The 24,485-nt window shown below is 44.6% G+C and carries 20 protein-coding genes, 1 pseudogene and 1 riboswitch; of the genes and pseudogenes, 16 read left to right on the top strand and 5 right to left on the bottom strand.

Going from position 1 to position 24,485, the window contains the following annotated elements; translation table 11 throughout:
• Nucleotides 1-18: 18 nt before the first annotated feature.
• A complete protein-coding gene (locus tag NCY57_RS08885; protein WP_250789608.1) occupies nt 19-1,779 on the bottom strand; it encodes a diguanylate cyclase domain-containing protein in 1,761 nt (586 codons plus the stop codon).
• Between the two features lie 254 nt (nt 1,780-2,033).
• Here NCY57_RS08885 and NCY57_RS08880 point away from each other — a divergent pair, with 254 nt between their 5' ends.
• Both NCY57_RS08880 and NCY57_RS08875 read left to right on the top strand, forming a co-directional pair.
• A complete protein-coding gene (locus NCY57_RS08880; RefSeq protein ID WP_059086577.1) occupies nt 2,034-3,389 on the top strand; it encodes an MATE family efflux transporter in 1,356 nt (451 codons plus the stop codon).
• 31 nt (nt 3,390-3,420) lie between these two features.
• Entirely contained in the window at nt 3,421-4,758 is a 1,338-nt protein-coding gene (locus NCY57_RS08875) for an MATE family efflux transporter (protein ID WP_173739575.1), read from the top strand.
• Between the two features lie 84 nt (nt 4,759-4,842).
• Here NCY57_RS08875 and NCY57_RS08870 read toward each other — a convergent pair whose 3' ends face one another.
• A complete protein-coding gene (locus NCY57_RS08870) occupies nt 4,843-7,662 on the bottom strand; it encodes a bifunctional diguanylate cyclase/phosphohydrolase (RefSeq protein WP_250789607.1) in 2,820 nt (939 codons plus the stop codon).
• Between the two features lie 306 nt (nt 7,663-7,968).
• Here NCY57_RS08870 and NCY57_RS08865 point away from each other — a divergent pair, with 306 nt between their 5' ends.
• The 5 genes and pseudogenes from NCY57_RS08865 to NCY57_RS08845 all read left to right on the top strand — a co-directional run bounded on the left by NCY57_RS08865 (nt 7,969) and on the right by NCY57_RS08845 (nt 11,007).
• Entirely contained in the window at nt 7,969-8,190 is a 222-nt protein-coding gene (locus tag NCY57_RS08865) for a hypothetical protein (protein WP_015526439.1), read from the top strand.
• Nucleotides 8,191-8,192: 2 nt separating this feature from the next.
• Entirely contained in the window at nt 8,193-8,405 is a 213-nt protein-coding gene (locus tag NCY57_RS08860; protein WP_118608993.1) for a hypothetical protein, read from the top strand.
• Nucleotides 8,393-8,668 (top strand): hypothetical protein, encoded by a 276-nt coding sequence (locus tag NCY57_RS08855; RefSeq protein WP_092070976.1) that lies wholly within the window; start codon nt 8,393-8,395, stop codon nt 8,666-8,668. The genes NCY57_RS08860 and NCY57_RS08855 overlap by 13 nt, the downstream gene beginning before the upstream one ends.
• Before the next feature lie 26 nt (nt 8,669-8,694).
• Nucleotides 8,695-8,826 (top strand): annotated as a pseudogene (locus tag NCY57_RS17040) (AzlD domain-containing protein); the annotation flags it as partial.
• Nucleotides 8,827-9,489: 663 nt separating this feature from the next.
• On the top strand, nt 9,490-11,007 hold the full coding sequence (locus tag NCY57_RS08845) for a CoA-acylating methylmalonate-semialdehyde dehydrogenase (RefSeq protein ID WP_092070973.1): 1,518 nt from the start codon (nt 9,490-9,492) through the stop codon (nt 11,005-11,007).
• 152 nt (nt 11,008-11,159) lie between these two features.
• Here the strand turns inward: NCY57_RS08845 and NCY57_RS08840 are convergent, their stop codons facing one another.
• Nucleotides 11,160-11,924 carry a DeoR/GlpR family DNA-binding transcription regulator gene (locus NCY57_RS08840; protein WP_015526435.1) on the bottom strand — a complete coding sequence of 255 codons (765 nt, stop codon included), beginning with the start codon at nt 11,922-11,924 and terminating at the stop codon, nt 11,160-11,162.
• Between the two features lie 210 nt (nt 11,925-12,134).
• Here NCY57_RS08840 and NCY57_RS08835 point away from each other — a divergent pair, with 210 nt between their 5' ends.
• From NCY57_RS08835 to NCY57_RS08800, 8 genes are all read left to right on the top strand, one after another.
• Nucleotides 12,135-12,551, top strand: a complete 417-nt coding sequence (locus tag NCY57_RS08835; protein WP_015526434.1) for a Fur family transcriptional regulator — start codon at nt 12,135-12,137, stop codon at nt 12,549-12,551.
• A 17-nt stretch (nt 12,552-12,568) separates the two neighbouring features.
• The gene (locus NCY57_RS08830) at nt 12,569-13,498 is read left to right on the top strand and encodes a metal ABC transporter substrate-binding protein (RefSeq protein ID WP_420314162.1); all 930 of its coding nucleotides are present in this window, start codon (nt 12,569-12,571) and stop codon (nt 13,496-13,498) included.
• A 38-nt stretch (nt 13,499-13,536) separates the two neighbouring features.
• Entirely contained in the window at nt 13,537-14,199 is a 663-nt protein-coding gene (locus NCY57_RS08825; RefSeq protein WP_015526432.1) for a metal ABC transporter ATP-binding protein, read from the top strand.
• A complete protein-coding gene (locus tag NCY57_RS08820) occupies nt 14,196-14,993 on the top strand; it encodes a metal ABC transporter permease (protein WP_015526431.1) in 798 nt (265 codons plus the stop codon). Before NCY57_RS08825 ends, NCY57_RS08820 begins: the two co-directional genes overlap by 4 nt.
• A 96-nt stretch (nt 14,994-15,089) precedes the next feature.
• Nucleotides 15,090-16,562 carry a S1C family serine protease gene (locus NCY57_RS08815; protein WP_147602728.1) on the top strand — a complete coding sequence of 491 codons (1,473 nt, stop codon included), beginning with the start codon at nt 15,090-15,092 and terminating at the stop codon, nt 16,560-16,562.
• A 201-nt stretch (nt 16,563-16,763) separates the two neighbouring features.
• Nucleotides 16,764-16,970 carry a hypothetical protein gene (locus NCY57_RS08810; protein ID WP_015526429.1) on the top strand — a complete coding sequence of 69 codons (207 nt, stop codon included), beginning with the start codon at nt 16,764-16,766 and terminating at the stop codon, nt 16,968-16,970.
• Entirely contained in the window at nt 16,967-17,524 is a 558-nt protein-coding gene (locus tag NCY57_RS08805; protein ID WP_015526428.1) for a TIGR00730 family Rossman fold protein, read from the top strand. Before NCY57_RS08810 ends, NCY57_RS08805 begins: the two co-directional genes overlap by 4 nt.
• 80 nt (nt 17,525-17,604) lie before the next feature.
• The gene (locus NCY57_RS08800; protein ID WP_173739577.1) at nt 17,605-20,124 is read left to right on the top strand and encodes a beta-mannosidase; all 2,520 of its coding nucleotides are present in this window, start codon (nt 17,605-17,607) and stop codon (nt 20,122-20,124) included.
• Nucleotides 20,125-20,250: 126 nt separating this feature from the next.
• Here NCY57_RS08800 and NCY57_RS08795 read toward each other — a convergent pair whose 3' ends face one another.
• Nucleotides 20,251-21,663 carry an alanine/glycine:cation symporter family protein gene (locus NCY57_RS08795; protein ID WP_173739578.1) on the bottom strand — a complete coding sequence of 471 codons (1,413 nt, stop codon included), beginning with the start codon at nt 21,661-21,663 and terminating at the stop codon, nt 20,251-20,253.
• Between the two features lies 1 nt (nt 21,664).
• A riboswitch (glycine riboswitch) is annotated at nt 21,665-21,772 on the bottom strand.
• 173 nt (nt 21,773-21,945) lie between these two features.
• Entirely contained in the window at nt 21,946-22,845 is a 900-nt protein-coding gene (locus NCY57_RS08790; protein ID WP_022427019.1) for a LysR family transcriptional regulator, read from the bottom strand.
• A gap of 331 nt (nt 22,846-23,176) precedes the next feature.
• Here NCY57_RS08790 and NCY57_RS08785 point away from each other — a divergent pair, with 331 nt between their 5' ends.
• Nucleotides 23,177-24,442 carry an SLC13 family permease gene (locus NCY57_RS08785; RefSeq protein WP_021977661.1) on the top strand — a complete coding sequence of 422 codons (1,266 nt, stop codon included), beginning with the start codon at nt 23,177-23,179 and terminating at the stop codon, nt 24,440-24,442.
• Nucleotides 24,443-24,485: the final 43 nt, after the last annotated feature.

The raw sequence follows: 24,485 nt of genomic DNA, 5'->3' as shown, positions 1-24,485 counted from the left end.
GACTGAGATGTCTGTACCTTAGCCGGAAAATTTATCACTGTAATGAACATGCATAGCTTCCCAGTCCATAAACAATACATAAAATACTCTTCCGTATTGCTGGCTGTCCACAATCCTTCCGTGATCAAGAACAGAAAGGTAAGTGCCGTCTGCTTTTCGAAGATGAAAGTGGATATAGTCATTGTTATTGCCGGCATCGATCTGTTTCCAGATGCTTGTTTCTATCTGCTGTTGTTCATCTTCCCTGATCAGGTTGTGGAAGCTTTTCCTTGTAAGGCTGAAGAGTTCATCTATATTTTTATATCCGGTCATTTGAAGGAACTCATGGTTTGCATACAGGAGTTCATCATCATCTTTGTCCGCTCTGTATATGATAAATGCACCCGGAAGGTGTTCAGAGATATCCTTGAATGCAAATCCGAGCTGTTTGCGGACTCCTGACCGGAGCCCCTCCCTGTAAGCCATACATCCGTTTTTTCCGTGAAGCTTTATTTCATAAAGTGCTGCATCTGCACAGCGCATAAGCTGTGAACGGCTGGATGCAAAGGTTGGATATTCTGCATATCCGAGAGAAATAAAAAACGGATATTCTTTTCCCTTGCATGAAAATGTCTTTGGAAGCTTGGTAAATTGCAGCAGCAGTTCTCCTGCTTCTTTATAGGTATGATCCGGCAGAAGAATGCAGAACTCATCGCCACCGTTTCTTCCCAGTAATGTGGTTTTTGGGAAAAAAGCCTTCATGCTATCTGTAAGACTCTTTAGTGCCCTGTCTCCATAGACATGTCCGTAAATATCATTAATAAACTTAAAGTCATCAATATCAAGGAGTGCGGCCACAAAATGCGTTTTTGGATTTTTAGTGATCATCCTTTCGGCTAATTCATCAAATCCATAGCGGTTGTAAATATCGGTGAGAGAATCTGTGTGTGCCAGTATTTGAAATTTGTTTTTATTTTCTTTCGATACTAACCATACCCGGGTAAGACCTGAGAAAAGTAAAACGACAGTAGTAAACATTCCGCCGACGATTACCAGTAATCTAAGGTCTCTCCATCCGCTTTCAGGAGCTACTTCTAATGTCCAGTTCTCTTCCCCTATCGTAAAACCATAAGAAACAGTATGAGTTAATTGGTTGTCTGACTGATAAACAACTTTATAAGTATCGCTCCAGGGAGCGTCGGTTTTTGAGAGCCTGTATTCATATCCGAAATCCGAAAGTGCACTGATCGCATCTGAAAAAATGTCAGGAACACGCAGGATAACAATGGTAAATCCCCAGAAATATTCCTGGTTGTTTTCATCTTTCAGGTAGACTGGATTGCGGACAGCAATTCCACAGTCGCCCCGTTTTAAATCGAAAGGACCTTGTGTAATGATCACGTGATTGTCTCTTGCGTAACAGGAAATTTTGCTACAATCTTTATCCTGGAGCAGATCGATCTTACTCGCTTCCGTTCCCTCAGAAGGATAAATATCTGTTACATTACCATCCGGAGCAAGCTGTATGCTTTCAATAACGTCAGACATAATATTTTCCGCAATTGTGTCAAACTGACTGATCTTTCCGTTTTCACTGATCAGGATCTGCTTTAGCGTATCTGTGATCGCAATTCCATTTGTAATTTTATTTTTTATACGTTCGCCGTAGGTTGTTGCATTTAATTGTGCTTTTATGTGTTGTTGTTCAGTTTCATGTGAGTCTATTTTGTATACAATTAAACCAACAAGGCATATGCCCAGTAAAAAAACGATAAGAGGTACAATTGTTTTTTTCTTCACCTGGTTCACCTCGTTTTATTAGTTTCACAATAAAATATTATATCATAGAAGTAAAAAAATAGAATGATTTTTTGTGTTAAAGTGATATTGTTTTTTTTATGTACAATGGAAATATGACCAGAGGGTGAAATATAGTATACAATTGAGGATTATATTGGAAAGAATACTGAAAAAACCTCGCGGTTTTGTAGGGTATATGATATACTGTTCTTTATAAGTAAATATCTTATCGGAATTCACGGAGGATCTGACCGATGCTGAATAAAAAAGATTTTTTAAAATATGCATCAAAATTAGCATTTCCGATCATGATCCAAAATCTGATCGGAACATTAGTAAATGTTGCGGATACTGTAATGCTGGGATATGTAAGCCAGACTGCCATGTCAGCTTCATCTCTTGCCAACCAGTACACATTTATTCTTTTCTGTTTGTATTATGGTATGGCTACAGGTACTTCGGTTTTATGTGCCCAGTACTGGGGAAAGGGTGATAAAAAGACAGTAGAAAAGATTCTCGGCTTGGCGGAGCGGATCTCACTGATCGTTTCTCTTGTATTTTTCGTTATCTCCTTTTCCATGCCGACTACGATCATGAAGATTTTTACAAACAGTCCGGATACGATTGCTGCCGGCAGCGAGTATTTGAAGGTGATCTCATTTTCCTTTATGTTTATGGGATTCTCTCAGGTTTTCATGAGTGCCCTTCGAAGTGTCGGAAAAATAATGCTGCCTTCTGTTACATACATTGTATCGCTTTGTGTCAATGTATTTTGTAATGCCACCTTTATCTTTGGCCTGTTTGGACTTCCAAAGCTTGGTGTTACCGGTGTTGCCCTTGGTACTGTTATTGCCAGGATCGCAGAGGTATTGATCTGTCTCATCTATTCATTAAACAGCTCCGATGTCAGATTTCGGATAAAATATTTCTGTGCGAAATCCGGTATTCTGTTCAGGGACTTTATGAAAATTGCTTCTCCGGCTGTGATAAATGATGTTGTCTGGAGCTTTGCCAGTTCAGCGTTCGCAGCGATCCTTGGCCATATTGGCGATGATATGGTTGCCGCAAATGCCGTTGCTGTTATGGTGGTAAACATTGGTGCCATTGCCTGTCGCGGTTTTGCCAACGCTACTACCATCATTATCAGCCAGGAGCTTGGTAAAGATCACAAGGATACAGCCAGAGAATATGGGAAACGTATGCTGAGAATAACAATTATCGTAAGTCTCATCGGATGTGCCATTATTCTGGCAGTCCGCCCTATGATACTGGACTTCTACCGGGATAAACTGACAGAGACAGCCATTTATTATCTTGGTATTTTTATAATCATGACAACCTGGCGTCTTGTAGGAGAGGGTATCAATACCTGTCTTATATGCGGATGCTTCAGAGGAGGTGGCGATTCCAGGTTCGGAATGATCGTAGATTCCATATTTATGTGGCTTGTTGCAGTTCCTTTGACCTTTCTTGCAGCATATGTTTTAAAACTGCCGCCTGTCTGGGTATATTTTATAATGACCCTGGATGAGTTCGAAAAAATGCCTGTGGTGTTCATCCACTATTTCAGAAATAAATGGCTTACGAATATTACCAGAGATTTTGACTGATTATGTAACTAAGCAGGAGGCTTTTATAGAAATGAAATACTTTGAGGCAAAAATGTCTTATCCTCAATTTTTAAAATATCTGGTCCCATCGGTACTGACTATGATCTTTTTGTCATTTTATACAACGATAGATGGATTTTTTGTATCCCGGTATGCAGGCTCTGACGCGCTTGCAGGAATTAATATTGTTATTCCGATCACCTGTGTTATTTTCGGAACGTCTGTCATGCTTGCAACGGGATCAGGTGCCATCATAGGAGAGAGGATGGGACAAAAAAGAGAACAGGAAGCAAATGAGATATTTACTTTTATGACGATCGTGCTGCTCGTACTTTCGGTTGCTTTTACAGCTGTGGGAATCCTTTTCCTGAAACCGATCTGTATTTTTTTGGGAAGCAGTGAGCGCCTGATGGAGCATGTGGTGCCATACGCATTTGTCATATTTTTAGGATCGGTTCCGATGTCATTCAAGCTATTTTTCGAATATCTTGTGAGGACGGATGGGAGATCGTACATCGGAATGATCATGTCTCTGACAGGTCTGGCTTTTAATATTGTTTTCGACTATATTTTTGTGGCTGTATTCAGACTGGGAACGCTTGGAGCTGCATGGGGAACATTTCTCTCCATTACAGTAAGCATGTTGATCGGCTTTATCTATTTTCTGAAATACAGCCATATAAGGTTTTGCAGACCGAAGACCGACATGAGTGTTCTTCTGAAATCCTGCACCAATGGAAGCAGTGAAATGCTGACGGAGATGTCTACCGGGATCACTACATTTTTATTTAATCTTATTATCATGCAATATTTTGGTGAAGATGGAGTTGCGGCTGTGACGATCATTATGTATATTTACTATTTCTTTATTGCTTTTTATATGGGAATTGCCGTTGCAGCGGCTCCGATCATAAGCTATAATTACGGCTCTGAAAATCATGACAAGATCAGAGAAATAACACGATATAGTTTTATTACGATTGCCATCAGTTCAGTATTGATTCTCACGGTATCACTTGTATTTGGAAAACAGATCATCCATTTATTCGTTGGGGAGGGAAATGTATTTACATTGACATGGGATGGCCTGAAGCTGTTTAGTCCGGTTTTCCTGTTTATTGGTTTAAATGTATTTCTTTCCGGATATTTTACTGCCCTGGGAAATGGTTTTATTTCGGCATTGATCTCATCAATGCGTTCTTTGATCCTGGTGGCTGTGTTCATATTGATCCTGCCAAAGCTTATAGGGGTTGCAGGCATCTGGATGACGATGCCGCTGGCAGAAGCCGTGACTATTTTCATGGCGGTTTATCTGTATCGAACATACGGAAAAAGTTTCATGCAGGAAAATTCCAGAGCCACGTCTTAATGATATTTTGCAAAACTTTAACAAAAAAGAGGCCGTCAAGTACGACCTCTTTTTTGTTATGGCTTTATCATGTCATGGGAGTATTTATAACTCCTGTGGAGATATTTCCAGGTATTCATAGGATGGCTGGAAATCATTGCTGTCACACTGACGGTAATATTGGGTAAAAATACGTTCTATGATGTCCGGGATATGCGTTTCGTCAGGCTCAAACAGTATGATGAGATACTGCAGGGAGCTGTAGCGTGTACAGATATCCACACGGCGGATATTCTGCCGGATGGCCTGTTCCATATACTCCAGAGCCTGCTCAATGGAGTCGATATCAGGAACTGTATCCACAAGTGTCTCGATGGTGATCATCGCCAGATAACATCTGCACTGGCTGCGTGTGACAAGCTGACTCATGTATTCATACTGGCGTGCGAAATCCCGGTAATTCAGATCAAGAGCACCTACATAGATGCCGCTTTTCTGAAGGGACTCTGCCACAAGCGCCAGATCCTTTCCGGAACCGGATGCCGCAAGAGTGCTGCGGTCGATCTGCTGGTAGAAAAAGAACTGGTTTTTGCCGTTTTGTTTTACGTAATACAGAGCTTTATCTGCTTTGGAATAGCAGTCCTCAAAGGAATCATCGGTGCTGCACAGACACAGGCCTGCGGACAGTGTGGCAAACCGGAGTTCCGGATCATCGGTAGTGATGGTGTGAAATTTCTGGAACAGATCGTCCATCTGCAGAGACAGGGAATCAGGATCTGTGTCCGGAAGGAACATCAGGAATTCATCTCCGCCAAGTCTGCAGGAAATTCCCTGATCTGCCCGTTTCTGGAGCAGCTTTCCAAGACATTTCAGTGCACGGTCGCCGGCTTTGCGGCCATAGATGTCGTTGATCTTTTTCAGGTTGTCCATATCAAGGAATACCAGACATCCATCATGTGTCTGCATAAATTCCGCGGTAAGACGTTCGCCCAGGTTACGCATGGGAAGACCGGTAAGAAAATCATAGCTTTTGGCGTCTTCCTGACTTTTTATGGTGGCCATTATGTCAGAGATGAATTTGCTGACGGTAAGCTGCATATCCGGAAGGTTATAGGTGTCCGCTTCTTCCTGGGAAGGATCCCACTGAGGCAGCCGCTTTTCCTTGAGCAGTTTCAGAAAAATGTCGGTGATTTCCGGATCGAACTGTGTACCACGGTTTTTGCGGAATTCTTCGTAAACAACCTCCGGTGGAAGCGCATTACGGTAGATTCGGCGGGAGTTCATGGCATCGTAGCAGTCGGCAACAGCCACGATCCGGGCATGGATGGGGATTTCTGTTCCGGCCAGCCCGTCCGGATAGCCTTTTCCGTCATAACGTTCATGGTGACTTCTTGCGATTTCTGCCGCATGTGGGATCAAGGTTATATCCTTCAGGATCTCGGCACCGATAACGGTGTGTTTTTTTATAAGGTTGTATTCATCATCGGTCAGCTGTGCAGGTTTGTTCAGGAACGGATCCGGGATACCGATCTTACCGATGTCGTGAAGGTGAGTAGCACGTTTCAGATTCAGGATCTCCTCCGGTGTCCAGCCCAGCTCCTCTGCGATCAGGGCTGCATATTGTGCAACCCGGTAGGAATGACCGCGGGTGTACGCATCCTTTGCCTCAATGGTGGTGGAAAGGGTCTGTATCATCTGCAGAGACATTTTTTCATTCTGTTCCTGGTTTTTGCGGATTTCGCTTTGCTGGCGTTTCAGTTCTATATCCTGGACATTTTTGATGGCTCTTACAATATTGACAAAGAGCAGGATCAGCATGCCGGCGCCCACAAACAGTCCGGACATCAATGTGACAAAGTATACGGAGGTTGTTTCAACGGCAATACACAGGATCGCTGCCAGCAGACCAATGAGCAAAAGCCGGTCGGTCTTGTTTTTTTCGGTGCGTATATATTGGAAAAGGTGTACAAATATTGTGGCAACGGTGATCGCCAGGATTCCGTGACTTACAGGCATGGTTTCGATATAATCCGCGATGCCGGCAGCAGTGAGGATCGTACAGACTGCAAAGTTTATCATTGCGATGCTTCCAAGACAGACATAAAACCTGTGATGCAGCCCTTTTTGGAGACTGTCCGCAAAAAACAGGATCGGGATCGGACACAAAAGGATCATAACGAAGCATAGAGATCCGAGAGCGGAAGCGTTGGGGACCAGGATCTGCCGGAACTTGGATTCGCCCAGCATCCAGACTGCGCCCATGACCATGCACCATCCAAGATATTCCATGTCAAATCGTGTATGATAGACCAATCCCAGAGCGAAACTGAACAGGATCGTGACGATTCCGGCAAACAGGATAAAAAAAGCAATGTAGGTTTCCAGTCCGTATCTGCTGAAAATATATATCCAGATATCTGCCTTGTTTCCGCAGTAAACAGGATTGACAACTCCGGTGTAATTGGAGGTGTAGGTGGTCAGTTCAATACGGAGCTCTTTGCCGGCATCGGAAGCATAAACCGGGCAGAAAACATAACGGCTGGCGGAGTTTTTGCCCACAAGCCTTGTTTTATGCGTGGAGTAGCTGGTCCTGAGGTTGTCCCCTACATAAAAATCCACATCCTGCAAGGAAGAACGGATGGCAAAGCAGGTATCTGTAAGATCATCGGGAAGCTGGATGGTGAGGACCATCGTGTCACCGACGGGAACCTTGTAGGTGCCCGGAACGGAGATTTCCTGGGTGGTTCCATCCGGTTTCTGCCAGGTAACGGTACCGGAATAGATCACAGAGGCTGCTGAGGTGTCGGAAGAACGTTCATCCGCACCAAAGATCTGCATAAAAATGAACCAGCCAAGGATGGCGAACATCAGAATATAAAAGAAATATCTTTTTCCCTGGTTAAAGGTTTCGGTTTTTTCTTTCATGGCAATATGCCTCCTTGTAATGGGAAAGGAGTGGTTTGTAAATTGAAAAACTCCTTTAGATCGATTATACCAGACCGGAGTGGAAAAATCAGTATAAACAGACTAAGACGGGTAATTTGGTAAGATTTTACCAATTTTTTTATGATTTCGATGGTATTATATAAAGCAGAGAGAAAACATATCCGATGCATCTGCGTGCAGGATATGGTACAATGGGTAAATGTGGAGTATGACATGCAAAACATGATATATGCAGAATAAAGGATCAGAATAAAGAATGAGAGTAAAGCGACAGGAGGAAGGATTATGAGTAAGATCGTAAATATCACATCAAAAGAGGACAAAGATCAGAAGCTGCAGGACATTGCAAACTCACTGGAAGAGCTGAAGGATGTAATGGCTGAAGTGATAGAAGCCTATGAGGAAGAAAATGCGGACAGCCGGAAGATGGACACGCTGACAGAGGCACTGGATGCGCTTGAGGACGCTTATGAGGCTGTTAACGATGTGCTGCTGGAGGAAATCTGATCATGCAGTACAAGGTTCTGAAGATAGAAGAAGACATGGATTTCGGCTGTGAAGAGCGGCAGCCGGGCGAAGCACTTATGTCAGTAGTGCTGGTGGAAGATGAGAATGGAAATGAAACAAGTCTGCGACATGATGACGGTCTCCTTTATGAAAGAGATATCAATGAGGGAGATCTTGTTACCATGGACGGGCAGCATCAGCTGTGGAAATTGTAAAACAGAAGGGACGTACATCATTGGATTTTGTCATGACCGCACTGTTTGTGGTTATGTTCATTGATCAGTGGGAAGATGCACAAGATCATAAGCCGGCGCTGGTCGGAATTGTATGCTCTGTGATCTGCCTGGTGATCTTTGGAAGAGGGAAGTTTATCCTTCCGTCAATGGCATCGATCGTTTTATGCTTCCTGGGAATGAAGAAGCATGAGGAGAAGAGAAAAAAAGAACGTATACAGAAGTCAGGAGAATATCAGGCATGACAGTTGGGATATAGCCGGAAAGTACGCATTACGGACTGCCGGAGATGATCGCAATACTGTTCATTGTGGTATTACATAAATGGAAGAAGAGTACATTGCTCAGCATAGGAGGGGGAACGGTGTTTTATATGGTGCTGGTGCAGACCATATTTGGTTAGGCAGAAATATGCGAAAAACAGAAAATGAAAAGCTAAGGCAGGATACGATAACCGTATCCTGTTTTTTTGATTGCTGCAGTAATTTATGAAAATGCTGTAGATCAGATAAGCAGGCACAGGATTGTATGTAAAGGTGCAATAAGCCGTGAAAAGAAGCGAGCGGTCGCGAAAATGAGCGCGTCCGCGAAGAACGCACAGATGTATTTCCTTGTTCCTGGAAAATACAGAGGAAATATGCCGGGATCAGAGGAATCTGTAATTGTAACAGAACAACGATACCCCTTACTTGTCTGTGAATCCGATTGCACAGGTCTAAAAGCCTCAGCGTAGCTGGAGGCAATAAATAGTGTGTGTGGAATGGTGTGTTATGAAAATAACAAAAATGAGTAACTTTTGCTCTCACAATGGAATAAAAAACGACAAGACACTATGCGGCTTTATGGCTGTAAATGCATACGTTTCAAAAGTTTATACAGGGAACATGGAATACCATGAAATGTGAATAAATTAACACATAATTTTGGAAAATATACTCAAAATATAACCATACTATATTGACAAAATTAAAAATAAATGATAATCTGTGACCAGAACAAAACGAGAATGACTAAAATTTTTATAAAGTTAAGAATAAAAAGGTAAGCACGAAAGGAGTATCTTAAAATGGCCGAGATCAAAAAAATGGGTTACTGTGTAAACGGTGAGTGGAAAGAGTCAAAGGCAGAGAAATACATGGATGTTACAGATTCCAGTACAGGTGAGGTGATCGCGCAGGTTCCCTGCTGTACACCGGATGAGGTAGAAGAGGCGATCGCTTCCGCACAGGCTGCATTCCCGGAATGGTCCTCACTTTCTCTTGCAAAGAGACAGCAGTATATGTTCAGATGGAGAGATGTTCTTTATGCTCATAAGGAAGAGCTTTCCGTACTTTGTGCAAAAGAACTCGGAAAGAACATCAAAGAGGCAAGAGGAGATGTTCAGAAAGCAATTGAACCTACAGAAGAGGCATGTGCACTTCCGACAATGATCCAGGGCGATGCTGCAATGCAGGTAACTACAGGATATGATACAGCTACATATCGCAAACCACTTGGAGTAACTGCTGGTATTGTTCCGATGAACTTCCCGGCAATGATCCCATGGGGCTGGATGGTTCCGCTTTCTATTGCATGTGGAAATACAGTAGTACTGAAAGCAAGCTCCCAGACACCACTTACAGCTATGAGGATCATGGAGCTCTTCTATACAGAGGTCGGATTCCCGAAGGGTGTTGTAAACCTTGTGACCTGCAGCCGTGTAGAGGCTGATATCCTTCTTACAGATGAGAGAGTAAAGGCTGTTACATTCGTAGGAACAACAGGTGTTGGTAAACAGGTATATTCCAAGGCAGCAGCTCATGGCAAACGAGTTCAGGCACAGTGTGAGGCAAAGAACCATGCACTTGTACTTGAGGACTGCAACCTTGAGGCTACTGTTAATGCGATCATCAACTCTACATACGGATGCGCAGGTATGAGATGTATGGCTCTTCCGGTTGTATGCGTACAGGATAGTATTGCAGACGAATTTGTTTCACTTCTTAAGAAAAAAGCAGAGGCTATGAAGCTTGGCTGTGCATATGATGAAGATACCGATCTCGGCCCGGTTGTAAATGCAGGCCATAAGGAGAAGATCTGCAACTGGATCCAGAAGGGTATCGATGAGGGTGCGGAGCTTGTACTTGACGGACGTAATGTAGTAGTTCCGGGATATGAGAACGGATTCTTCGTAGGACCGACAATTCTTGATCATGTAACACCGGAGATGACAGTTGGAAACCGTGAGATCTTCGGACCGGTAACCTGTATCAAACGAGTAAAGGATTACGAGGAAGGCATCGCAGTCATGAATGCCAATCCATTTGCAAATGGTTCCTGTATCTTTACACAGAGCGGATATTACAGCCGTAAATTCGCAATGGAGACAGACGGCGGTATGGTAGGAATCAACGTCGGTATCCCGGTTCCGACAGCATACTTCCCATTCTCCGGAAACAAGGATTCCTTCTTCGGTGATCTGCACGTTCTCGGAAAAGATGGCTATCGTTTCTTCACAAGAGCAAAAACAGTTACAACACACTGGTTCGATGAAGCTGCCGGAAAGAGAAAGGTCGGCACATGGGAAGGAAGTACTGAGGCTTAAGAAAGCTTCATAAATAAATTTATGACACTGAAAGGCAGATCGGGTAAGATCTGCCTTTCAGATAAAATCCTCTAATGAAATGAGCATATTCAAAAACGGTGCATCTGCTGGATTTCCGGCAGATGCACCGTTTTTTAGGATCAATATCCGATTTAATCGATCGTCATAACACGGATGCCGTGCTCCTGGCAGAAGCTGTCGTATTCTTCAGGAAGTGGCTGGTCGGTTACGATGGCGTCCAGTTTTTCCATGGAAGAATAGGTCATAAGCGAGATCCGGCCGAATTTGGAATGGTCTGCAAGAAGAATCATGCTGTTGGCATTCTCTGCGATGGCTTTTTTGGTGATGTATTCCTCGGCGCTGGCATTGGTAAGTCCGCTCTTCATGGTTACACCTGTGCAGGCCATAAAAGCCATGGAAATGTTGTAGGTCTGCAGATAATCATTGATATCCGGTCCTGTGAAGGACAGGGTCTTGCGGTTCAGCTTTCCGGGAACGGAAATGATATCCAGGTTCGGATAGGATGCTGCCTTGTTGAAGATAAGCAGGCTGTTGGTCAGGATCGTACAGTGCTTATCTGCAATAAAATCAACCAGGTTCAGGCAGGTTGTACCTGTATCGATATAGATGGTATCGTCTTCTGCCACAAGCTCTGCGGCACGGCGGCAGATTTCTTTCTTTTCGTCAGGAAAACGTCCGCCACGTTCTTCGTAAGACAGAAGGGGAAGAGTCTGTGGAGTTTCGAGTGCTGCGACACCGCCATATACTTTCATGATACTGCCACGTTTCAGAAGGATATCGACATCTCTTCTGATGGTGTTTTTGGATACGTTGAATTTCTCACATAATGTATCGAGAGAAGCGTTCTTATGCTCCAGCACATATTCTTCGATCATGTCCAGTCGCTGTGATTTCATAGAGGTCTACCTTCTTTCTATTGGTTAAGTCTTGGTTATATTTTATCATAAAAGAAGGTAGAGATAAAGTGCTTTTATAAGAACATACCAAAAATTATTTCCCTTCAAAAATATCTTGACGAAATTCTTATTTGAATGTAATATGAAAACGGTTTTCAAATTCAAATCTGCCATGTAAGGTGCAGTTGATAGAAGAGAGTAGGAAATATAATGGAAGAAAAAATGAAATACAGCACCAGGCAGCAGAAAATAATTCTGGAATGCCTGCAGGAATATGGAGATACATTTTATACCATAGATCAGTTTATGGAGCTCCTTCGTGGAAAAGAGATTCAGATCGGAAGGACAACGGTATACAGAGGACTGGAGCGGCTGCAGAAGGAGGGAGCGGTGCTGAAGGTTCCGTCTGTGGAGGGAGCGCCTGCCCAGTATCGTTTTATACGTGATGAGGAGCGGAAGAATTACGGTAAGCTTGTGTGTCTGGAATGTGGGCATACGATTCCTCTGCAGTGTGGATGTATCGATCATTTTGTGGGACATGTGCTGGATGAACACGGATTTGAGATCGATCAGAGCCGGACGATCTTTTATGGATATTGTGACAGCTGCAGGAGGCTTAAAAAATGAATGTTAACAGAGGGAAGATGACAGCGGCAGCAGTTCTGGCGGTGACGCTTCTTGTTGTGGGCGGTGTGACCGGATATGGTTTGCATAGGGCCGGAACGGTGGGACAGCCATTTGTGGAGGATGGCCGACTGAAGGTGATGGCCAGCTTTTACCCCATGTATGATTTTGTACGGAAGGTAGGGGGCGACAGGATTCAGGTAAAGGATATGGTTCCGGCGGGAACGGAGCCTCATGACTGGGAGCCGGCGGCAACGGATATCCGGAATCTTGAGGATGCAGATGTGTTTGTCTATAATGGAGCGGACCTGGAGCACTGGGCGGAGGATGTACTGGATACTCTGGAGAATCAGGACCTGGTTGTGTCTGAGGCATCGGATGGTGTGGAGCTTCTGGATGGAGGACATGACCATGCTCATGGTGATGAAGGAAAAGATCCTCATGTCTGGCTTGATCCTATGCGTGCAAAGCAGGAAATGAAGAATATCAGGGATGCTTTGGTAAAGGCTGATCCTGGGAACGGTGATTATTATGAAGCAAATTATGAGAAATATGCCGGTGAATTTGATGAGCTGGATCAGGAGTTCAGAGATGGTCTGAAAGGTACGAAGAGCCGGGATATTATAGTGGCGCATGAGGCTTTTGGATATCTGTGCAATGCCTATGATCTGAAGCAGCTGGCTATCGAAGGGCTGACACCGGATTCAGAGCCTGATCCTGCCAAGATGCAGGAAGTGATCGAGTATGCGAAAAAATACGACATCCATACCATATTTTTTGAGGAGCTGGCAAGTCCCAAGGTGGCGAAGACAGTGGCGAAGGAAGTGGATGCGGTGACTGCAGTGTTGAATCCGATCGAGGGATTAAGTGAGGAGGATATCGAGGCCGGAGAGGATTATTTTTCTGTGATGAGGAAGAATCTGGAGGCACTCAGGAAGGCATTGAACTGAAGGTGCAGGACAGTAGCTGTAACAAAAAAGGAGAAATTATGGGAATTTTGATAGAAAATCTTTCGTTTCACTATACAGGGACACCTGTGCTGGATCAGGTGAACCTGGAGGTGAAGGATGGCGATTATGCCATCCTTACCGGTGAAAACGGAAGTGGAAAAAGTACATTTCTGAAGCTTCTTCTGGGCGAACTGAAGGCGCAGGAGGGAAGTATCACTGTAAATGGAAAAGATATTTCTGCCACATTCGGAAAGGGAGATCTGGGATATGTTCCACAGAACAGTATCAGCAGAAACCAGAATTTTCCGGCGACTGTGGAAGAGATCATGATGACAGGTGTGTATTCCTCTTCCTGGAAGGCACGTTTCCGGGCAAAAAAAGAGATCCCGCGTTTGAAAGCCGCACTTGCGGAAATGGAAATGGAAGAGTTCTGGAAAAGAAGGATCGGAGATCTTTCCGGAGGACAGCAGCAGAGGGTTATGCTGGCACGTGCGCTGGCAGGAAAACCGAAGATCCTGATCCTGGATGAGCCTACCACAGGAATGGATATGGTTTCTGTGAAAACACTTGCAGAAGTTCTGAGGAAGCGGAATGAGGAACAGGGGCTGACGATCCTTATGGTTACTCATGGAAATTCCGGTGAGTTTAAAGGAGCAAACCGGTTCTTTAAAGCGGAAGAGGGGAGGATCGACGAAGTATGAGTATTTTACAGTATGGATTTATGCAGAGGGCTTTTCTGGTGGGAATCCTTCTGGCTGTGATCACGCCCTGCATCGGGATCACCATTGTTCTGAAACGGATGTCCATGATCGGAGATGCGCTTTCCCATTCTTCACTGGCCGGTGTTGTGCTGGGACTGATACTTGGAGTGAATCCGGTAGCCGGTGCAGTAGTGATGTGCATCGTAGCTGCTCTTGGAATTGAGGCTATCCGCAAAAAAATCCCGCGTTATTCGGAGGTGGCGATCTCCATCGTCATGTCTGCCGGGATCGGACTGGCCGGTGTGCTGTCCGGCTTTGTGGAAAACGGTGCCAGTCTGAACAGCTTTTTGTTCGGAAGTATTGTGTCCATCAGTGAAGGAGAGCTGGCGCTGGTAGTTGTGATCAGTGTGCTGGTACTGGCAGCAGTGCTGTTTTTTTACAGGGAACTATTTTATATCGGATTTGATGAAAATGCGGCAAGGATCTCCGGTGTTTCCGTGCGGAATATTAATTTTCTTTTTACTATTCTGACGGCTCTGACAGTTTCCATTGCGTCCCGTACAGTAGGGACCCTGATCGTTTCCTCCATGCTGGTAGTTCCGGTGGCGTGTGGGATGCAGATGGCAAAAAGCTATAAGGGTACACTGATCTGTGCCATTATCGTGGCGGTATGTACCACCATTGCCGGACTGTTTCTTTCCTATTATGCCGGACTGAAACCAGGTGGAATGATCGTTCTTCTTGAGGTTGCGTGGTTTGTAGTTGTGATGACAGTGAAAAGTTTTAACAAATAAAACACATTTTTCCCACAAAGTAAACACAATTAACCCATATACTTTGAAGCATCAAAAGGAAACAGAGAAGAATTTTTTCCCAGGGAGGATTTAACCATGAACAATAACAGAAAATTAAAAATAAAGAAAATGATGAAAAAAGGTGCAACCATCAGCCTGTGTGCAGTACTTGCTGGCGGCATTGGAGTTGGTGCATATGAAGGTATAAATTATTTCTCCGGTGCACAGTCCGTACAGGCGGCAACCGACAGCTCCGAGAATCTGACTCTTATGAAGTCTGATAAAAAATCAAATAAAGACAGCAAAGATACAGAGGCTACAAAATCCTCCGATACAAAGGGCAGTCTGGATGTATCAGATGTTGCTGAGGAGGCAATGCCTTCTGTAGTTGCCATCACAACCAAGTCCGTTCAGGAGGTTCAGGATTATTACAGCATGTTTGGTTCCCAGTATGCGCCGAGCCAGGAGCAGGAAGTTGAAGGAAGCGGTTCCGGTATTATCATCGGAAAAACAGATTCTGAGCTGCTGATCGCCACAAACTATCATGTTGTGGATGGTGCCGATACCTTGTCAGTTGCCTTTGCAGATGGTAATGCTTATGAAGCTACGGTAAAGGGCTTTGATGAAAACGAGGATCTTGCAGTTGTTTCTGTTGCAACGAAGGATGTTTCGGATGATACAATGGATGCAATTTCTGTTGCAAAGATCGGAAGCTCTGATGATCTGAAGATCGGTGAGCAGGTTGTTGCCATTGGTAATGCACTTGGCTATGGCCAGTCCGTTACTACCGGTATTGTCAGTGCTAAGAACCGTACGACAGATGCATCAGGCCAGATCGAGTCTGGTGATTCTACAGATAACAGCAGCAGTATCAACAAGGGCGTGAACCTGATCCAGACAGATGCGGCTATCAATCCCGGTAACAGTGGCGGTGCGCTTCTGAATATGGATGGTGAGGTTGTTGGTATCAACTCTTCCAAGCTTGCTTCTACTGAGGTTGAAGGTATGGGTTATGCCATTGCAATTTCAGATGTTGCGGATTCTCTTGAGAACATGATGAATGCCAAGGCAAGGGATAAAGTGGATAATCATGGTATCCTTGGTATCACAGGCAGTACAGTAAGTACGGAGGCAGTACAGATTTATGGTATCCCACAGGGTGTATTTGTTTCGGAGGTAACCGAGGGAGGCCCTGCCGATGATGCAGGTATTACCAAGAATATGGTCATTACAGAGTTTGATGGTAAAACGATCACCAGTATCGATCAGCTGGTTGAGCTGCTTCAGTATTATGAGCCGAAGGAAAAGATCGATGTGACGGTTGCAGTTCTGGATGGTAATGAATATAAGGAGAAGACACTTACTGTAAAACTTGGTAAAGATGACAGTTCCAGCAAGGATAGCAAGGACAGCTCTGAGGATAGCATGTCCCAGGATTCCCAGGATGCAGATATCCCAGATATCCAGGGAGGACAGGATGACTCCGATCAGGGGGATGCAGATGCATTTGCTGATGATGGAGAAGCCAGCCTGTTTAGAGATTTTGAGCAGAATGGCTTGTATGACTGATCAGTCCTAAATTATAGATGGAGAGCATTTTCGAGGTGAAGAACCGCAATCAGTTCATCCCCTCCATGAATCCGCAGGAAAGAAACCAGAAATACAGCGGATGGAAAAAGTTCTCGTATAATAAAACGGGAGCTTTAGGCAGCGGCAATTGCTTGACCCCATGTGTATGTCAGATTATAATAAAATAACAGGCATTTCCGGATGCATTCCAGATGTATCGGAAATGACGGAAAGCCGGTCTTTGCCAGTATCATGTGCAGAGGCCGGCAAAAGTTATATTCAGAGATAAATGATCATCCATTTGCAGTAGCTGTGCAGTGGCATCCGGAGATGATGTATGATTCTTCAGAACAGCTGAAGCTTCTCCGGGCATTTGTGGAGGCAGCAGGGAAGGAGACGGAAGCATGAATATTTGTATATATGGAGCGTCCAGCGCAGAGCTGAAAAAGATCTATTATGAGAAAACGGAAGAGCTGGGACAGCTGATGGGAAAGCGAGGACACGGCCTTGTTTTCGGAGGTGGAAAAGAGGGACTGATGGGGGCGGCAGCCCGGGGCGTTGACAGAGAAAAAGGTTATATCCTGGGTATCGCACCAAGATTTTTTGACCAGCCGGGAGTGTTGTATGAGCATTGTACAGAGTTTATTTTTACTGAAAATATGCGTGAGAGGAAGCACCTGCTGGAAAGCCGCTCGGATGCGACTATCGTGGTACCTGGGGGAATTGGTACTTATGAGGAGTTTTTTGAGATTCTGACATTGAAGAGTCTGGGACGGATCGACAGGCCGATCGTTCTTTATAATATTCAGGGATATTACGACAGCATGCAGGCACTCCTGGAATACACAGCCGGGGAAAAATTTATGTCCAGAGATGTTGTGGGTATGTGCCGGTTCATGAAAGACCCGGAGGAGATCCTGGATTATATTGAGAATTACCGGAATTATGGGGGAAGGCTATAAATAAAATACAGTACGGCTGATACAACAGCCCTGTATATAAGATCGTGCGAAGGGGATTTTTACAGGAGAAGATATATTTTATGAGGAAAATAATGTTAAATGGCCAGTGGGAGCTGGCAGAAGCAGGAAATGACAGATTATGTGAGGTACAGGTTCCGGGATCTGTGCTTTCCGGGCTCTATGGTGCCGGGAAGATCGAAGATCCTTTTTACCGGACAAATGAGGATGTGACAAGGGAACTGTTCCGGAAGGATTATGAATTCAGCAGAACATTTGTGGCTTCAGAGGATATCCTGAAAGAAGAAAAAATAATACTGGTCTGTGAGGGGCTGGATACTCTTGCAGATATTTATATCAATGGGCAAAAAGCCGGATCTGCAGATAACATGCATCGTACCTGGAAGCTGGATGTGAAAGAATTTCTTCATTCCGGGGAGAATCAGATCCGGATCGTATTCCGGTCGGTATTCAAGTATATCGAAGCTTATGAGTATGAAGATAATAAAGAGATCCACTATGTTCCCTGCGGTGGAATGAAAGGAAACCAGCTGATCCGGAAGGCTCATTGTATGTTTGGATGGGACTGGGGCCCCCAGACCATTGATGCCGGGATTTTTCGGGATATTTATCTGGAAGCATACAGTCATCCGAGAATTGAGGATGTGAAGATCACACAGGTGCATGGGGATAATGCTGTGGATGTGTGTACAACTGTGGCTGTAAGCGGAGATGCTGTGGATAAGTGTCAGGTGAGGGTGACGATCCAGGAGGATGCAGAGAGCGTCTGTGGACATAGAACAGGTGCTAACGACCGAAAAACGGAAACCCATGTATGCAAAGTGGGGGAGACTGTATCAGCGAATAATAATCCAGCAGTGCTGACATCCTCGATCCACAACCCGAAGCTCTGGTGGCCAAACGGCTACGGCGATCAGTCGTTATATAAAGTTCAGGTGGAACTTCTGGACGAGGATGGCACAGTTCTGGAAACCATAACGAAGCGCATCGGTCTCCGTACCCTTACCATCAGCCAGGAAAAAGATCTCTGGGGAAAAGAGTTCGCGTTCTGTGTCAACGGCGTGAAAATTTTTGCCATGGGGGGAAATTATATTCCGGAGGACTGCATCTATTCCAGGATCACACCGGAGGTCCAGAAGTATCTTCTGGAATCCTGCAAACGTGCCAATTTTAACTGTGTCCGTGTGTGGGGCGGCGGTTATTATCCTTCGGATCATTTCTATGATCTTTGTGATGAGATGGGACTGATCGTATGGCAGGATCTGATGTTCGCATGTAATGTTTATGATCTTACAGAAGAATTTGAAGATAATATCACGAAGGAGATCACGGAAAATGTAAAACGTCTCCGTCATCATGCATCCCTTGGCCTGTGGTGCGGAAACAATGAGATGGAGTCTGCCTGGGATCACTGGCCGGAGGTACAGAGTGAGTCGAAATATCTCCGTGCGGACTACATAAAAATGTTTGAGTATGTGATTCCGAAAGCAGTGAGGGCGGCAGACAGCGAGACCTTTTTCTGGCAGTCTTCCCCAAGCTCCGGAGGCTGCTTTGATGATCCGGACGATGAGAACAGAGGAGACTGTCACTACTGGGATGTATGGCATGGTCAGAAGCCTTTTACAGATTATCAGAAGCATTATTTTCGTTTCTGCTCGGAGTTTGGCTTCCAGTCTTTTCCGTGCCTGAAAACTGTGGAAAGCTTTACGGAAGAGAAAGACAGGAATATTTTTTCCAGGGTGATGGAGAACCACCAGAAAAATCCTGCAGCTAACGGAAAGATCCTGTATTATCTTTCCGAGAATTTCCGTTATCCGGAGAATTTCCGCAAGCTTCTCTATGTGAGCCAGATCCTTCAGGGAATGGCCATGAAGTATGGAGTAGACCACTGGAGACGTCACAGAGGCCGCTGTATGGGTACCCTTTACTGGCAGATCAATGACAACTGGCCGGTGGCATCCTGGGCAAGTATCGACTACTTTGGCCGTTGGAAGGCACTTCATTATATGGCAAAAAAATTCTATGGGCCACAGGCGGTGAGTATGTGCATGGATGGGGATATCATGCAGGTGTATCTGGCAAATGAAAGTATGGACGCACAGTCATATCAGGTTGCCTTTTATGTGAAAAATATGGAATGCGAGATTCTTGAGAAGCTTACCGGAACGGGCACTGTGGGTGTGCAGGAGTCTGCTCCGATCCTGGCGGTGGATGTTTCCGGATGGGAAGACAAGAAGTATGAGATCTTTCTTGAGGCGGAAGTGACACTTGCTGACGGAGATGTGCTCTGTGATGTGGAGACCCTTGTTCCGTATAAATATCTGGAGCTGGATAAACCGGAGATCACTGCCGAGGTGGAGGAGCAAGGTGATGCATTTGTGATCCATTTAAAAAGCAGCTGCTTCAGTCCGTTTACAGCTATTGGATTTACTGATGCGGATGTTACTCTGGAGGATAATTTTTTCCATATGACAGATGGAGAGGAAATGTGTGTCCGGCTTGATAAGAAAGATATCCGAAATGGAGAGATTCTGGATGCAGCGGATCTGACACAGCAGATGGAGATCTTGACGCTGGCATAGAAAGCTTTTAAATAAAAAAGACGCGGCCTTTTATCGGAGGATAAAAAGGTTCGCGTCTTTTTTTATATGATATTAGGGGATCATCATGGGTTTGCGTGTGTTTACATTTGATTACGATATTAGGGATCAGAATTCGTAATTTTTATGTCTTTTGAAGAAATCCTTAGTTTCCTTTACAACCACACCGCTCAGGGCAAGAAGAGCGATCAGGTTCGGGAATGCCATCAGGGCATTGAAGATATCTGCGATGTTCCATACAGCTGCTACAGTCATATATGGTCCGATGAATACGCAGATGATGTACAGCCAGCGGTATGTTGTAACTGCGGCTTTGTTTCTGTTGAACAGGTATTCCAGACATCTTTCACCGTAGTAATCCCATCCAAGGATCGTTGTGAATGCGAAGAATACCAGGCACAGCATCAGTGAGAAGGATGCTACAACCGGCGGGAAAGGAAGTCCTTTCTGGAATGCGGCTGTTGTGATGGCAACACCCTCAAGACCTGTGTTCCATGTTTCTGTAATGACGATGGAAAGACCTGTCATTGTACAGATCACGATAGTATCAATGAATGTACCTGTCATGGATACAAGACCCTGACGTACCGGCTCCTTTGTCTGAGCTGCAGCGGCTGCGATCGGGGCACTACCAAGACCGGACTCATTGGAGAAGATACCGCGGGCGATACCCTTCTGCATAGCTACGACCATGGTTCCCATTGCGCCACCTGCAAGTGCACTTCCTGTGAAAGCAGATTTTACGATAGTTACGATCGCTGTAGGTACTGCAGTGATGTTTGTGATCACGATGATCAGTGCCAGTGCAACATAGAGAACTGCCATAAATGGTACAACGACCTGGGATACCTTTGCGATTCTCTGGATTCCGCCGAGAACGACAAGTCCTACACATACGGTAAGTATCAGACATGCAACTACAGTTGCCCAGGAATATGTATTTCCGAAAAGTGCTACTGTGTGTGCTTTATCCGGGTCAAAGAAATTGGTAACTGCAGATGAGATACCGTTTACCTGTGTAAAGGTTCCGATACCGAAAAGTCCCACACCTGCTCCGAAAAATGCGAAGATCTTGGCAAGCCATCTCCACTGTTTTCCCATACCGTTTTCGATGTAGTAGAAAGGTCCGCCGAGAACGTGGCCTTCTTTGTCAATGGTACGGTACTTGATCGCCAGAAGTCCTTCTGCGTATTTGGTTGCCATTCCGAAGAATGCGGCTACGATCATCCAGAAAAGTGCTCCTGGTCCGCCGGCTGCGATAGCAGTTGCGACACCTACGATATTTCCGGTTCCGATGGTTGCTGAAAGTGCAGTACACAGAGCTCCGAAGCTTGTGACCTCACCATCGCCGCCTTCTTCATTTTTTACCATGAATTTCAATGCCTTTCCGAGGTGCCTTACCTGTAAAAGACCTAACCGAGAGGTTAACAGAATTCCTGTGAACAGGATCAGAATGATCAGCGGAAGTCCCCAAACGACTCCGTCAAACCATGTGATAAAGTTGTTGATTTGTGTAAACATTACTCTTTCCTCCATCCTTTTGCCTGAGAGATTTACAGCATTTTGTGTGCTGCGTACACCTTCGGCGCTCTTCCCTTTTGATTTGAAGAGACTCTCCTGAGTTTTTTTATTTTTGAATGATGCCAGGACCTTTTTGTGTACGGTAGTGGCGGTCATTCGTTCTGTGTAGAAAAACACTGTAACACAGAGTATCACATGAATTGATGGATTTCAATGGTTTTTTAAAAAAAATTGCATTTATTAGAAAAATTAATCGACATATAATCAGGATCTGGTAAATTGTTATTTTTCTATCAGCGGATGTTCTTTGTAATACATGCGGGTGAAATGCAGAAATGTCAGCATATCGCCGCTGATATATTTGCTTTTTTTCCATACCATGCCGATTTTTATGCGGACAGGTGGATTGAGCGGGATACCGGTAACATTGGAAGTGGAAAAGTTATCGGTCATGCTGGAGTAGAGAAAGCAGCCATATTTTCCGGTTTTTACAAATTGTAGGGTGGTGTAGATCTGGCTGCTCCGCATAACGATATTGGGTGTGTGGCCATCCATCTCAAAACGCATTTTCAGGATCTGATTCTGGACGGAGTCAGCATTGAAAAAGATCAGCTGCTCTTTCGCCATATCTTTTGTTGTGACTGATTTTTTTTCTGCCAGCCTGTGGTCGTTGCTCACACAGAAAACCACCTGGTCGTTGGCCAGGACAGTGTTGTGAAATTTATCTATATTATACTGTTCCATATTGACTAAAGCTACATCCAGGGTGTCATCCTGTACCAGATTGCAGGCACGGACAGATCCGTATTCTTCCAGTACTACGGCAATTTCCGGGTGCTTTTCGTGAAACGCTGTAAGCAGCTCCGGAAAAAATACGGTACTCAGCATGGGAGGGATCCCGATGCGAAGAGGGGGCTTTATCCTGGACATGCTGGAGTAATCGGCCTGAAGCTCATTACAATATTGAAGGATATAGGTAGCTTTTTTGTAGAAGGACTCTCCCTCCTGGGTCAGACTCAGCTGATTTCCTTTTCTGGAAAAAAGACTGATCCCGAATTCAATCTCCAGATCGCGGATAGCCATGGAAATGGTGGGCTGGGTCACATATAATTCTTCGGCTGCCTTTGTGATGCTGTGGCAGCGGCTGGCTGTGCAGAAATAGCGTAGTTGATTCAGTGTCATGATAAACCTTCTCTCGATGAATTGTCAGATTAAATTTTTTAGTAAAGTTTTTCATTTCCGTCCGGAAAAGATGTGACAGAGTATTTGGGTGTCTACATAAAAATAGCATAGAAATATAATATTTGCCAGATTCATTTGTTAAGATGCTGCTTTTGTGTTAGTAGTGCACAAAAATTATCATTAAAAACTGATACTATAAATATTTTTTATGCGGATATATGTTTCATTAATTTGTTTTTTTGTATGTACACAAGCTATAATAAAATCATCAAAAGAAACGTGTACGGCCTATACTTTTCAGGAAAAAACCAAATGGAAGGAGAGTACAGAAATGTCTCAGACAACTATCACATTGCTGTTTCTTGTGTTCACCATTATCAGTTTCATCCTTGAAAAAATTCCTCTTGGTCTGACGGCTTCGATCTGTGCGATCGGCCTGACCCTTACAGGAGTTGTGGATGCAACAACAACATTTTCACAGTATGTGAACAGTAACGTAATCCTTTGCGTTGGCATGTTTGTAGTAGGCCAGGCATTGTTCGAAACAGGAATGGCAAATAAGATCGGAGGACTGGTCACGAAATTTGCCAGAACAGAAAAAACACTGATCATTGCGATCATGGTGATCGTAGGTGTAATGTCCGGATTCTTATCCAATACAGGTACTGCAGCAGTGCTGATTCCGGTAGTTTGTGGAATCGCCGATGAGTCCGGTTATTCCAGAAGCCGTCTTCTGATGCCGCTGGTATTTGCCGCAGCACTTGGCGGAAACCTTTCTATTATCGGTGCACCCGGAAACCTGATGGGTGTGAATGCACTTCAGGAGATGGGGCTTTCCACAAGCTTCTTTATGTATGCGCCGGTTGGAGTTCCGATGCTTGTTCTTGGAATCCTCTATTTTGTTTTTATCGGATATCGTTTCCTTCCCAATGGAAACCATGCGGCCGGGGAAGCGCTTGAAGATCAGCAGGATTTCAGCCATGTACCGAAGTGGAAACAGACGGTTTCTCTGGTAGTTCTGATCCTTGTGATCCTTGCAATGATCTTTGAAAAAGAGATCGGTATCAGCATTGAGGTTTCTGCATGTATCGGAGCCATCGTCCTGGTTTTGACAGGAGTTATTTCCGAAAAAGAAGCACTGAAATCTATTGACCTGAAAGTTGTATTCCTTTTCGGCGGTTCTCTGACACTTGCAAAAGCATTGGATACAACCGGAGCCGGAGAACTGATCGCAGATAAGATCGTAGGACTTCTTGGAGCAGATCCGAGTCCGATCCTTCTTCTTCTGGTGATCTTTATTGTAACCTGTGTGCTGACAAATTTCATGTCAAATACAGCAACCACAGCACTGATGATTCCAATTGCGGTATCTCTTGCAAACAACCTCGGAGCAGATCCGAGAGCCGTTGTTATCGCAACTGTTATCGCAGGTTCCTGTGCATATGCAACACCGATCGGTATGCCAGCAAACACCATGGTAGTCGGTCTTGGAGGATACAAATTCAAGGACTATGTGAAATCCGGTCTGCCGCTGATCCTGGTATCCTTTGTGATCTGTATGATCCTGTTGCCGATCCTGTTTCCGTTCTATCCGTAAGGAGAGAAACTTTTGAGTTACTGTTCACTTTGTGACCAGCAAC

Origin of the sequence: Blautia sp. MB18-30 (assembly GCF_023669475.1) — a bacterium.
GTDB lineage: Bacteria > Bacillota > Clostridia > Lachnospirales > Lachnospiraceae > Blautia_A > Blautia_A fusiformis.
Note: the sequence above shows the minus strand (reverse complement) of the source record. Positions and strands in the feature narration are given on the sequence as shown.

Coding starts and splice junctions, on each gene's coding strand:
- NCY57_RS08820 (WP_015526431.1), top strand. CDS start 14,196: ATGAGTATTTTACAGTATGGATTTATGCAGAGGGCTTTTCTGGTGGGA.
- NCY57_RS08845 (WP_092070973.1), top strand. CDS start 9,490: ATGGCCGAGATCAAAAAAATGGGTTACTGTGTAAACGGTGAGTGGAAA.
- NCY57_RS08870 (WP_250789607.1), bottom strand. CDS start 7,662: ATGAAAGAAAAAACCGAAACCTTTAACCAGGGAAAAAGATATTTCTTT.
- NCY57_RS08830 (WP_420314162.1), top strand. CDS start 12,569: ATGACAGCGGCAGCAGTTCTGGCGGTGACGCTTCTTGTTGTGGGCGGT.
- NCY57_RS08795 (WP_173739578.1), bottom strand. CDS start 21,663: ATGTTTACACAAATCAACAACTTTATCACATGGTTTGACGGAGTCGTT.
- NCY57_RS08805 (WP_015526428.1), top strand. CDS start 16,967: ATGAATATTTGTATATATGGAGCGTCCAGCGCAGAGCTGAAAAAGATC.
- NCY57_RS08840 (WP_015526435.1), bottom strand. CDS start 11,924: ATGAAATCACAGCGACTGGACATGATCGAAGAATATGTGCTGGAGCAT.
- NCY57_RS08800 (WP_173739577.1), top strand. CDS start 17,605: ATGAGGAAAATAATGTTAAATGGCCAGTGGGAGCTGGCAGAAGCAGGA.
- NCY57_RS08815 (WP_147602728.1), top strand. CDS start 15,090: ATGAACAATAACAGAAAATTAAAAATAAAGAAAATGATGAAAAAAGGT.
- NCY57_RS08825 (WP_015526432.1), top strand. CDS start 13,537: ATGGGAATTTTGATAGAAAATCTTTCGTTTCACTATACAGGGACACCT.
- NCY57_RS08880 (WP_059086577.1), top strand. CDS start 2,034: ATGCTGAATAAAAAAGATTTTTTAAAATATGCATCAAAATTAGCATTT.
- NCY57_RS08785 (WP_021977661.1), top strand. CDS start 23,177: ATGTCTCAGACAACTATCACATTGCTGTTTCTTGTGTTCACCATTATC.
- NCY57_RS08790 (WP_022427019.1), bottom strand. CDS start 22,845: ATGACACTGAATCAACTACGCTATTTCTGCACAGCCAGCCGCTGCCAC.
- NCY57_RS08865 (WP_015526439.1), top strand. CDS start 7,969: ATGAGTAAGATCGTAAATATCACATCAAAAGAGGACAAAGATCAGAAG.
- NCY57_RS08810 (WP_015526429.1), top strand. CDS start 16,764: ATGCATTCCAGATGTATCGGAAATGACGGAAAGCCGGTCTTTGCCAGT.
- NCY57_RS08860 (WP_118608993.1), top strand. CDS start 8,193: ATGCAGTACAAGGTTCTGAAGATAGAAGAAGACATGGATTTCGGCTGT.
- NCY57_RS08835 (WP_015526434.1), top strand. CDS start 12,135: ATGGAAGAAAAAATGAAATACAGCACCAGGCAGCAGAAAATAATTCTG.
- NCY57_RS08875 (WP_173739575.1), top strand. CDS start 3,421: ATGAAATACTTTGAGGCAAAAATGTCTTATCCTCAATTTTTAAAATAT.